Raw genomic sequence first — 11,392 nt, 5'->3', positions numbered from 1 at the left:
ATTGAATAATTAACTTTCAACCTTTATTCACTCGTTTAATCTAAATAAGGTCCGCAATCGTTCGAATATCCGCCGGTGTTGTTCGACAACAGCCGCCAATAATACTAGCACCAGCTGCTAACCAACGTGGCACAAACGTATCGAACTGGTGGCTGAGAGTCGTCGTTTGCCACGTCTTCGTGCTTGGATCGTATTCATCACCAGAATTGGGATAAACAATCAAAGGCACCTTAGTTGCAGCAGACAACGTCTTTAATGCCGGCTCAATATTTGCCAACTTGGTACAGTTGACCCCAACTGCAGCGACATTCGGCTGTTGTGCGACCCACTGAGCCGCAGCTGCTAGTGGAGTCCCATCACACAACGTCTGAGGATCACGAATACTGAAGCTGACCCAGTAAGGTTGTTGTGGCCAAGTAGTCGTGATTAACTCAACCAACGCCTGGACTTCATCTAATCGTGGCATCGTTTCTAATGCCAATAAATCAACACCGGCTGCCATGATTAATTCTAAGCGTTCCCGGTGGAAATCTTGGTACTCAGCTGAACTAAGGTGGTAGTCACCAGTATATTCACTGCCGTCCGCCAAGTACGCACCATATGGGCCAATACTACCTGCTACCATGCCGCGTTGCTGTCCAACTTGCTGTGCATCCGCATCACGGGCATCTTTGGCAATCGTCACAGCTTGTTGGATAAGCTGCCGAGCTTGCGGTGCTGCGATTCCTGCCCGTTCAAAAGCCAAGACGTTAGCTTGATAGGTATTCGTCGTCATAAGTTGGGCACCCGCATTCAGATAGCTCTGATGAACCGCTGTAATCGCTTCAGGGTGTTCTAGCATTGCCGTGGCCGACCACAGGGCTGAATTCGTGGTCACACCCCGTTTTTCAAGTTCCGTGGCCATCGCACCGTCTAGGACGACTGGACCAGCGTTTAATAAGTCAGTTAATGTTAACGTCGCCATAATTGACTTCCTTCCCGTCAATAATTTATGTTATTCTAATAACATCGTTGATTTTCTAATCATAGTCTAATAATAAAAATCTTTCAAGTCAGGAAGGCCGTCACATTATGTCAAAACAAACCCACCTTAGCCGCCAGATGGAATCGCGGCACGTGCTAATGATCTCGCTCGGTGGTGTCATTGGAACCGGACTATTTTTAAGCTCCGGTTATACGATTCACCAAGCGGGACCCATTGGCACCCTATTAGCTTACACGATGGGAGCGATCCTCGTCTACCTCGTGATGTTGTGCCTCGGCGAATTAGCCGTGGCGATGCCTTATACTGGTGCCTTTCACGTCTACGCTAAAAAATATATCGGTCCAGGAACGGGCTTTACAGTCGCCATTCTATACTGGCTCACGTGGACGATTGCCCTTGGTTCGGAGTTCACCGCTGCCGGCCTTATCATGCAGACGTGGTTCCCACACGTTGCCACTTGGTTATGGAGTCTCCTATTCATGGTGGTGATTTTCACGGTCAATGCCTTATCCGTTCGCTGGTTTGCAGAAGCTGAATTCTGGTTTGCCAGTATTAAAGTCGTTGCGATCATTGTCTTCATTATTTTAGGTGGCTTAGCAATCGTGGGCTTGCTTCCTTTGCATGGTCACACTAGCGCACCACTACTTACAAACTATTACCGACACGGCTGGTTTCCAAATGGTTTTGGTGGCGTCTTTACGACCATGTTAACCGTCAACTTTGCCTTTTCCGGTACTGAACTGATTGGGATCACTGCGGGCGAAACTAAAGATCCATCCCACACAATTCCGACTGCCATTAAAACCACCCTGTGGCGACTCGTGATTTTCTTCGTTGGGAGTATGTTCGTGATGGCCGCCTTGATTCCTTATAAACAGGCAGGCGTTACCCAGAGTCCCTTCGTGCTCGTCTTTAAGGAAATCGGTATTCCCTATGCCGCTGATCTGATGAATTTCGTTGTCTTAACCGCCATCATGTCCGCTGCGAATTCTGGCCTATACGCATCGACACGGATGCTCTGGTCGTTAGCTAACGAAGGCACGATTCCAAAAGTCTTCAAAAAGACGACTAAACGAGACGTCCCATTAATTGCGTTAGCAACCAGTATGCTCGGCGGGATTCTCGCACTGTTGTCCAGCGTCTACGCAGCAGGCTCCGTTTACCTAGTGTTGGTCTCAATCTCAGGACTAGCCGTTGTGATCGTCTGGATGGCAATTGCCCTGTCTGAGATCAATTTCCGTAAGGCCTACCTCAAAAGCGGCAAATCGCTAGACCAGCTTGTCTTCAAGACACCCGGTTATCCAATTGTACCGTGGTTAGCGTTAATCCTAAGTGGCCTATCCTGCTTGCTGATTTGGTTCGATCCTAATCAGCGCATCGCCCTCTACTATACGGTTCCATTCGTTGCCATCTGTTACGCAGGGTACTACCTGCGTCGTAAATTCCAGCATACCAGCGATTAGGAAGCTGACTTAAGAAACAAATATAATCCTCACAAATAGCCCTCACAATCATGGTAATTCACCAGATTATGAGGGCTATTTGCTGGTTACAACGACATTTAATTGCTATTACCAATAACAATGTAAATCAACTGATAACTGAATGTACTTCTAGCTTAGCCCAATTACTTGCAACTGATTGTGATATGCTTAACTTATGATTTCATTATAAACGGGAGGGATTCACATGCATCCAGGTTTATTACTCGTTAATTTAGGCTCACCGGCGTCACCCAATACAAAAGACGTCAAACAGTACCTCCAAGAATTTCTCAGTGATCCTAGTGTCATTGAGATGCCCGCTGCATTCTGGCAACCGTTACTACGCGGTGTGATCTTACCACTGCGTTCGTGGCGCTCAGCAACTTTTTATCGTGACAGTTGGTTACCAGCTGGTTCACCACTAATCGTCTACAGTCAGGCCATCCGCAAACAAGTCCAAGACCTGCTTCCCGATTGGGACGTGCGGTTAGCAATGACGTATGGACAGCCAGATATCACCGAAACGTTGCAATCAATGGTCGCAGCTGGTTGTGAACGGCCAGTCATCCTACCGCTATTTCCGCAGTACACCCAGAGTACCCATGGTGGTATCCGTCATCAAGTTGAGGCTACAGGCTTATCGCATACCTTTATCGAACACTTCTATGAGCAACCAGCTTATATTGAACATTTAGCAAGTAAAGTCTGGCAGGCCTATCAGCAACATGATTATGATGCCGTCATTTTTAGCTACCACAGTATCCCCACTGCGATGGTGCGTCACGGTGATCCTTACCAGCAACAGTGTGAGGCAACCACTGAGGCCGTTCAGGCGCAATTACCCGCACTACCACAAGATAAGGTAATTACGGCGTACCAATCAAAGTTTGGCCCGATGCCGTGGCTCAAACCCTACTTAAAAAACAAGCTGATGCAGCTGGTTGAATTAGGCAAACGTAACGTCCTGATTGTGACCCCCTCGTTTGTTGTCGACTGTTTAGAAACGCTGGAAGAAGATTACGTTCAGAATTACCAAACCTTTAAAGCTAGTGGCGGTGACCGTTTCGACCTGGTACCGGCAATGAATACTGATCCACAGTTCAGCCAATTTTTAGCCGACCTTTCGACTCATTCCCTGGAGGTCCCCGCTAATGGAACCGCATAACCGTCAAAGCCTCGAGGAAATCAATCAGAGTGTTAACGTGCCATCCGTCAATCAATCGGCTTTTTGGCGGAAATTCTTAGCTTACAGTGGTCCGGGAGCATTAGTGGCAGTTGGCTACATGGATCCCGGTAACTGGTTGACCTCCCTAGCTGGGGGTGGTCAGTTTCAATACCGCTTATTATCCGTATTAGCACTCGCTATTATTGTCGCCATGTTCATGCAAGCCCTGGCAATCAAGTTGGGCGTCGTCGCACGACAGGACCTCGCACAGGCTATCGCTAGCAAACTGCCGCGTCCAATTCGTTACGCTGCTTGGATTTTAAACGAAGTTGCCATGATGGCTACCGATATGACCGGAGTCATTGGTACTGCGATTGCGCTAAAGATGTTGTTCAATTTGCCTTTAATTATTGGGATTCTATTAACGATCAGTGACGTCTTAGTCGTACTCTTATTCTTACGTTTCGGCATCCGTCGGGTAGAATTTATGGTCTTAGCTGCAATTATCACGGTCGGCGTCATCTTTGGACTAGAAGTTAGTCGTGCACACGTTCAAACTGGCCAAGTCTTAATGGGACTCGTCCCAACCACTTTGATCATGAAAAATCATACGGCCTTAGTACTCAGTCTCGGAATTCTTGGTGCCACAATCATGCCGCATAATTTATATTTACATTCATCACTCGCCCAGAGTCGCCGTTACGACACCCATAATCCGGCACAAGTTACTGAAGCGCTGCGTTTTGCTAATTGGGATTCAATGATACATCTAATTGCTGCTTTTCTAATCAATGCGCTACTGCTTATCTTAGGTGGTGCCTTGTTCTTTGACCACACTACGGCACTGGCAAGTTTACAAGCCGTCTTTAACGGTTTAAAAAATCCAGCAATTGTTGGCGCACTCGCAAGCCCCATCATGAGTTGGTTATTTGCACTGGCACTTTTAATCACTGGCCTGATCTCATCCATCACTAGCACCCTCGCCGGACAAATCGTTATGGAAGGATACTTACACATTCGATTACCACTATGGCAACGACGGTTGCTAACACGGTGTGTCACGTTGATTCCCATTATTATTATCGGTTGTGTCGTTGGCTTCAGCGATGCCGCCTTTGAAAATCTGATTATTTATGCACAAGTTGCCTTAAGTATTGCGCTACCGTTCACCTTGTTACCGCTAGTCGCATTAACGAGTGATCGTCGAATAATGAAAAATCACGTTAATCGCTCAGCTATAACTTATCTCGGTTATGTGTTAGCACTAATTATTACAGTCCTCAATGTTTACTTAATTATCAGTCTCTTTTAGCATCAAAAACCGCGAACACTAACTTAATGTGTTCACGGTTTTTGTATGTAACAAGTCAGTTAGTTGTATACTAATACAAGTCAAAACAAATAAAGACCGTGGTTATCATTAAGATAACCACGGCACGAAACGAATTGGCTTGAATATACGTGCTATATATTACATTCGTTTCACCGTTTATTATAACAGATAAAAGATATCATGGCTTTTTAGAGTGGCAACATTCTGAAATTTTTAATGAATCATGACTAATTTTACTTAATTGTAGCTTACAAACCCGAACATATTTTGAAAGGAAGTTTTTTTGATGGTCAAAATTGCAGTTCTCTCCGATGTTCACGGTAATGCCACCGCCCTGGCTGCCGTCTTAACAGATGCTAAAGCCAATCAAGTTGATGATTATTGGACCGTTGGTGATATAACGGTTCGTGGTCCCGAATCAGAACGGTGCATGGATTTACTGGACGCCGTTCATCCCAGCGCGTACGTGCTAGGTAACCATGAGGATAATTATCGAAAAGTTCTAGCTGCCAATCCTGATACTTTTACCAAACCGAAACAAATCATGTCGACAATCTTAACAGATTTTGACCGCCGCCAACTTAGCCCCAAGCACTTCGACCAGTTATTGCATTTACCAATGACGGTCACTAAACAGGTCGGCTCGTTAACCGTTCGTTTACAACACGTTTTAACCGACTATGCGAGTGGACACGCACTTGCCCCGATTGCCGAACAAGCCAATTTTGATCAAGCAGCCGTGGGTGATCCAGATATCGTCATCTATGCGCATACTCATCAGCCCGTAATGCGCTATTCAACGCGTGGACAACTCATTTTAAACGCGGGAACGGTCGGTTTGCCTACCGCAATTAATCCTAAATTACGGCAGCCACGAGCATCCTACTTAATTCTGACGATCGACGAAACTGGCGTGCAGAACATTGACTATCGCTCAGTCGACTTTGATTGGCATCGGGCCATAGTAATCGCTGAAGAAGCCCACTTGCCCTACTTTGATTTCTATGCCAAAACGTTACAAACCAACGCATACCAGTACGCAACTAAGGCAGTGGCTAGCTACAACGATCAGCATGATATGGCTCAATTGGCGCGTCAGATTCTAAACTCAAATAATCACTAAAATATACTAAGAATCGGGATTAAATAGTTCCATTCTGCTGAAATTTCTGTATACTTTTAAAAGTCGATTACCGTTTATGCGGTAAGGCGATGTTCAAGAGAGGAGTCATACTATGTATTTTAAAAAAGCTACCCTCGATGATTTAGATAAAATCATCGACATTCTAAGCGACGGTCGTAACCAATTAGCCGAAGCCGGTGTAAACCAGTGGCAAGGCGACTACCCTTCCCGCAACCAGATTACTGAAGACATCATGCAAGGTTCTGCTTACTTATTCAATGCAGATGATAACGCGACGGTCGGCGCCGTTGCCATCGTACCTTCACCAGATGCAACTTATGATACTGCCAATGCTGAATGGTTAAACACGACTGGTCCTTACGTTGTTATTCACCGTGTCGCAATTCATTCAAACCACGCCGGTCACGGTTATGCAACGCAATTATTTGAAAAAATTATTGCCCACGTTACCAGTGAACACCCTGAAATCAAGAGTATTCGTATTGATACCCACTCTGACAACCATCCAATGCAGCATTTAATTGCTAAGATGGACTTTAAACAGGTTGGCGAAATGGTTGGTGTTTACCACTTAGATGACGTTTGTTACGTCTACGAAAAACTAATCTAAAACTACCTAAGAAGATTGAGAAGCTCTAATTCAAAAACCTCCGTTAATTGTTAGCACTATTTGCCTAACAAGTTAACGGAGGTTTTCTTATACAATCATATGATTACTGATAATCAGTTCTTCCATCTAATATCGGTTGTAGCTTAGCATAGCGTCCTTGCCAATCTAATTCAGTCAACGGTGAACAGTATTGCTGCAATAACCACTGTAATTGCGCCTGCCGCTCTGGACGATCCAAGAAGACGTAGCCCCGTGGCGTCACAAAGTTAGTGAATCGTTGCCGAAGCTGTGGGAGCGGAATCGTGGGAAGTGTCGTAAAAGCAGTGATTGGCAACGCAATCCCATGATCCGTCTGTGCAAAATAATCAGTCACGGAACCGGTAGTTGGTTGCAATAACTGTCCAATCTGGTCTAGTTGGCTCACACTTAACTGTAAACCGGCATCACAGCGCATGTAAAGCTGAATGCCCCCCGTTTGACCAGTTGTGTAGATAAAGGCCTGAAATGGCTCAGAAAAGAAGCGTCGGCGATATTCGATGACCTTATTACCAGCAATAATGGCGTCAGTTGCCTCTGGGTGCAATGAAAACAACAAGGTTGGCAAGTTCGCATCGTAATAATCTTGGATGGTTGGCATCTAATTTTGCTCTCCTTTATTAGTTACAATCAGAACAATAAGCTGAATAACCTTAAAATTAATTTAATCAAATCAGCTATAATCCTTTATAAGTAGCAATCAGATCCTAAAATCCTGCTTATATCACAATCGCTATGACACCTAGTTAATGCAGATTCACACCATTCTGTTGAGGCTATTAGTTTCCTCCTACATAGGTGTAAAAATAGTGGCTAACGTGGCATCTCCAGTGTCGGCAGTGATCGTATTATTGGCAAAAGCCTCGTAAGCAGGATCCATGTTGAACGTTTTCCCCTGATTATCAGAGGTCGCGAATGTTAAGCGGTTCACGGACGAGTCTGTCTGGTCATTGATCTTTGCACCAGTTTGCCAGTTTTCTTGAATAATTTTATTTTTGGGCGCAAATAAGATACTCAAATAGGTTAATTTGGTCTTTGATCCCTGACCATCTTCGGCATTATAGATATAATTACCATGAATGTTGATGATTAAGCTACCATCGGGATGATGAATCACTTGGTCAAAATAGAAGCGTTGATGTGTGGTTATCCCAGTTGTCGTCATCATGCCCTTAGTAAAGTCCAATGCCAGTGAAGAATCAGTGCTTTGATATTGTCCTGAATAGCTAGCGTAACGACTATAGTCACTCACAACAACTGATTTAGCCGCAGTTGCCGAACTACTAGCACTAGAAGATGCTGTAGTATCACTTACTGAAGATGAACTGGAATCTGCCGTCGCTGACGCAGCGGACGATGCTGTATTGATAATTTGATTATGATTAGTCTTCCTATAACCATTATAGGCAAAAGCCCCTAACGCTAGTAAAACAAGGATAAAAACTAATTGTAATAAAGTGTTGCGCCGTCGTATGTATCTAATTCGCCAAAAGTCAGCTTGCCACTCAGGATCATTGCGTCGTTCCTTGTAAAAATCATAGGTATGGCGGGAACGAGTCTTCTGACTTAGGTACGTTTTGGTTTTCATGATGCTCCCCCTCGGTCGGTTAATGTGATATACAAGTTATTGTCACTCCAAGTTTAACGTCATTGTAGACAAAAATAAGTTTTTGAACAACCATGGTTTAATCTTTATCCACGAAAACCATTCTCATACTCTGATATAATTAATATTGTTTATTTATAGCTAAAAAAGCCACATCAGCTATATTTACAGACACCCATCTACAAGACCATGAATTAAAATATTGGAGGCATTACCATGGCAGATAAAAGATTTGAAGAAAGTAACATCGAAAAAGGCTTCGCTAAAAACACAACGATCATTATTGATAAAGAAACGGGTGTTAATTATCTTTGGCATACTGATGGTTATGCCGGTGGACTTACAGTTCTTGTTGATGAGAACGGCAAACCAATCGTAACCCCCAACAACTAACAACTAACAACTAACAACTAACAACTTAATTTGTATGACACTAAAGCATGTATGCAACTTGAATACTGGATAACCAAGGAATGTCCCGATATGGTTATCCAGTTTTTAGCTAGATTAATATTAGCAATTAATCTCAATGACTAACTTATAAACTGTTTTATCAGACTCAACTTAAGACTCGCTTGTTTGCCTCATTTGAAACTAAAGGATCCAAAATCCCCATTAAGTTATTGGAGACTTACGCAAAGCTATCTACTACCGCTAATTAAGGCAGAATCAGACCATAGATACCTTTGCCCCTACATATGACATTTAACTATGCACCACAATTTAGGCCTGCTTCATACATAACAGTAATTTATTCACTAATTGTCATTTACTAACAACTGCAACTGTAATCGCACTTAACATAAACCCATCCACAATTTTATTACTTGCGCAAAGGGTCATCAACTCAGCTTTGCTTACTAATTGCCAATCTTGAATCTTTTCACTGTTCTGCAATACAATATTTTCTAAATCAGCTATCTCTACATCAACAATATGACCTGCCTTCGCTACCTCTTGATATCATTATACCGACATATATTAAAGTATACCAACCCCCAAAAACTTCATCTATATCAACACATGTAGTACACGATAATTATTGCACTACATATTCACACAATTTTGTATGATTTTGAAAGGACAAAAAAGGACTGAATCACGAGTAGAATCATGCAACGAATTAATTTCTACTCATTTGCTTATTAATATCGTATAACTTATCATGCCTAGTTTAAAGAGTCAGTTAAGTTAACACACCTTCTGAGAATTAAATAGATTAAGTTCATGGCAATATTTCATTACTAAAATTAAACTAAACACCCTCAATTTTATTTTTCTTTTACTCTATCCACACAACTAACAAAACACCAAAACTCCTATTTACTTGATCAATGTTCAAAACTATACTTCACAGTATCAAATTAATCCAATCAAATTTCAATCTTTGAGTCAAAAATTAATTTGAAATTATTTTACATGGAGGATATGTCTATGAAATCTGCATTCAAATACTCAACACTATTGTTAGCCTCAACCCTGGTATTAGGTGTCGGCACCTCTTTTGTGAAAGCTTCTGCGGACACAATCACTAATTCTACAGTTACTACAAAAACTACTATTCCCACTACTACAACAAGCACAGCTACTGCTTCAACACTTCCTAAAATCCACCCTACAACTCGTATGTGGGTCGATTCCGATGGTGATGAAGTTACGCAAGATTGGCAAGAAACTATGAATGGTGCCTGGGCAGATGCATATGTAGGAAGCGGCGGTCATTATTTTGACTAATCTTTTACATTCAGTCTAAATTTGAATAATTTTTACCTTTATCATTACTTTAAGAAATATGGTGAACGGTGTGCATAAACTACTTCAGTTATTTAAAGACTACTTATCTAGCTTACCAATCTTTATAATTAGTTTTTATTTTGTAACAGCACAGCCTAGTAGCCACTTTGTTTTAACTTTGAATCCACTCAACCTATTACTTCTATTTTCTTACTTGCTAACGTATCCGGTAGCCCTACATTGGTTGCCCGCTTTGCACGATGATTCTCTTTACATGCAATCATATGTTACACGGGGCATTGGTAATGATCCACGACACACAATATTGCATGATCGACTAAAGTTTCGCGATGATGTAACGAATATGATAGTTATTTGGGCTTTACATGGAATTCTTTTTATCCTTTCTATCCCTATTGTAATAGTTATAGGTAGCACTCGAATTATAAAACACTTAATTCATAGCAGATAACTACAATGCAAGGTCAGCCACAAAATAAGGCCGACCTTGCATTTTGGCATAGTTTCGTATGATTATAGAAAAATAAAAAAGACTTCATATCAATGATATGAAGTCTTTTTAAGGCACTGGAAGCTTCTGAAGAGCTATCTAGTACCGGCGATCGGGGTCGAACCGATACTCCCTCAACGGGAACTGGATTTTGAGTCCAGCGCGTCTGCCAATTCCGCCACGCCGGCAAAATAAAACTGATGGAACATCTGATCAGGATTATAACCTTTTCAGGAAAGGCGGTAACCGGATTTGAACCGGTGATGAAGGTTTTGCAGACCTCTGCCTTACCACTTGGCTATACCGCCATCATATTCTGTCTAACCTAATACTAAGTTAGCTGGATTCAAACCAGCACATGATGCAGTTAAAATCTATTGCCTTACCATTTGCTTATAACCCAATCAAGGGCGGTATGTGGGAATCGAACCCACGCGTGCCGGAACCACAATCCGGTGCGTTAACCACTTCGCCAATACCGCCATCTGGCAGGGATAGTAGGAGTTGAACCCACACCGACGGTTTTGGAGACCGTTGTTCTACCATTAAACTATATCCCTATAAAAAGAATGGAAGGGAGTGGATTCGAACCACCGAACCCGAAGGAGTGGATTTACAGTCCACCGCGTTTAGCCAGACTTCGCTACCCTTCCATATATGGCGCGGGACGGAATCAAACCGCCGACACATGGAGCTTCAATCCATTGCTCTACCGCCGGAGCTACCGAGCCATAACATTCTTTATGATGAGTTTCATTAAATTAGTGATGAAAAAATTCATCAG

At 42.9% G+C, this 11,392-nt stretch carries 10 protein-coding genes and 6 tRNA genes; 7 read left to right on the top strand and 9 right to left on the bottom strand.

What is annotated here, in order from left to right; genetic code table 11:
• Positions 1 to 40: 40 nt before the first annotated feature.
• Complete coding sequence (gene mmuM / locus ACG95_RS01950; protein WP_047998889.1) at positions 41 to 964, bottom strand: homocysteine S-methyltransferase; 924 nt, start codon at positions 962 to 964, stop codon at positions 41 to 43.
• 107 nt (positions 965 to 1,071) lie between these two features.
• On the opposite strand from mmuM, the gene ACG95_RS01945 reads away from it, so the two are divergent.
• The 5 genes from ACG95_RS01945 (at position 1,072) to ACG95_RS01925 (ending at position 6,721) form a co-directional block, all read left to right on the top strand.
• On the top strand, positions 1,072 to 2,448 hold the full coding sequence (locus ACG95_RS01945) for an amino acid permease (protein ID WP_047998888.1): 1,377 nt from the start codon (positions 1,072 to 1,074) through the stop codon (positions 2,446 to 2,448).
• Positions 2,449 to 2,674: 226 nt separating this feature from the next.
• The gene (hemH, locus tag ACG95_RS01940; RefSeq protein WP_047998887.1) at positions 2,675 to 3,634 is read left to right on the top strand and encodes a ferrochelatase; all 960 of its coding nucleotides are present in this window, start codon (positions 2,675 to 2,677) and stop codon (positions 3,632 to 3,634) included.
• The gene (locus tag ACG95_RS01935) at positions 3,621 to 4,946 is read left to right on the top strand and encodes an Nramp family divalent metal transporter (protein ID WP_047998886.1); all 1,326 of its coding nucleotides are present in this window, start codon (positions 3,621 to 3,623) and stop codon (positions 4,944 to 4,946) included. Before hemH ends, ACG95_RS01935 begins: the two co-directional genes overlap by 14 nt.
• A gap of 307 nt (positions 4,947 to 5,253) precedes the next feature.
• Positions 5,254 to 6,090 carry a metallophosphoesterase family protein gene (locus tag ACG95_RS01930; RefSeq protein WP_047998885.1) on the top strand — a complete coding sequence of 279 codons (837 nt, stop codon included), beginning with the start codon at positions 5,254 to 5,256 and terminating at the stop codon, positions 6,088 to 6,090.
• Positions 6,091 to 6,202: 112 nt separating this feature from the next.
• The gene (locus ACG95_RS01925) at positions 6,203 to 6,721 is read left to right on the top strand and encodes a GNAT family N-acetyltransferase (RefSeq protein ID WP_047998884.1); all 519 of its coding nucleotides are present in this window, start codon (positions 6,203 to 6,205) and stop codon (positions 6,719 to 6,721) included.
• A gap of 103 nt (positions 6,722 to 6,824) precedes the next feature.
• Here the strand turns inward: ACG95_RS01925 and ACG95_RS01920 are convergent, their stop codons facing one another.
• Positions 6,825 to 7,358 (bottom strand): hypothetical protein, encoded by a 534-nt coding sequence (locus ACG95_RS01920; protein ID WP_047998883.1) that lies wholly within the window; start codon positions 7,356 to 7,358, stop codon positions 6,825 to 6,827.
• A 189-nt stretch (positions 7,359 to 7,547) separates the two neighbouring features.
• Positions 7,548 to 8,345 carry a hypothetical protein gene (locus ACG95_RS01915; protein WP_047998882.1) on the bottom strand — a complete coding sequence of 266 codons (798 nt, stop codon included), beginning with the start codon at positions 8,343 to 8,345 and terminating at the stop codon, positions 7,548 to 7,550.
• Positions 8,346 to 8,579: 234 nt separating this feature from the next.
• On the opposite strand from ACG95_RS01915, the gene ACG95_RS01910 reads away from it, so the two are divergent.
• The gene (locus ACG95_RS01910) at positions 8,580 to 8,756 is read left to right on the top strand and encodes a DUF6440 family protein (protein ID WP_047998881.1); all 177 of its coding nucleotides are present in this window, start codon (positions 8,580 to 8,582) and stop codon (positions 8,754 to 8,756) included.
• 1,041 nt (positions 8,757 to 9,797) lie between these two features.
• A complete protein-coding gene (locus tag ACG95_RS01905; RefSeq protein ID WP_047998880.1) occupies positions 9,798 to 10,097 on the top strand; it encodes a hypothetical protein in 300 nt (99 codons plus the stop codon).
• 614 nt (positions 10,098 to 10,711) lie between these two features.
• Here ACG95_RS01905 and ACG95_RS01900 read toward each other — a convergent pair.
• The 6 genes from ACG95_RS01900 to ACG95_RS01875 all read right to left on the bottom strand — a co-directional run bounded on the left by ACG95_RS01900 (position 10,712) and on the right by ACG95_RS01875 (position 11,339).
• Positions 10,712 to 10,796: transfer RNA gene (locus ACG95_RS01900), tRNA-Leu, on the bottom strand.
• Positions 10,797 to 10,845: 49 nt separating this feature from the next.
• Positions 10,846 to 10,916: transfer RNA gene (locus ACG95_RS01895), tRNA-Cys, on the bottom strand.
• A 101-nt stretch (positions 10,917 to 11,017) separates the two neighbouring features.
• A tRNA-His gene (locus ACG95_RS01890) sits at positions 11,018 to 11,090 on the bottom strand.
• A gap of 4 nt (positions 11,091 to 11,094) precedes the next feature.
• Positions 11,095 to 11,168 (bottom strand) — tRNA-Trp (locus ACG95_RS01885).
• Positions 11,169 to 11,178: 10 nt separating this feature from the next.
• Positions 11,179 to 11,261: transfer RNA gene (locus tag ACG95_RS01880), tRNA-Tyr, on the bottom strand.
• 5 nt (positions 11,262 to 11,266) lie between these two features.
• A tRNA-Phe gene (locus ACG95_RS01875) sits at positions 11,267 to 11,339 on the bottom strand.
• Positions 11,340 to 11,392 lie beyond the last annotated feature (53 nt).

Origin of the sequence: Lactiplantibacillus herbarum (genome assembly GCF_001039045.1) — a bacterium.
In the GTDB taxonomy this organism is placed as follows: domain Bacteria; phylum Bacillota; class Bacilli; order Lactobacillales; family Lactobacillaceae; genus Lactiplantibacillus; species Lactiplantibacillus herbarum.
Note: the sequence above shows the minus strand (reverse complement) of the source record. Positions and strands in the feature narration are given on the sequence as shown.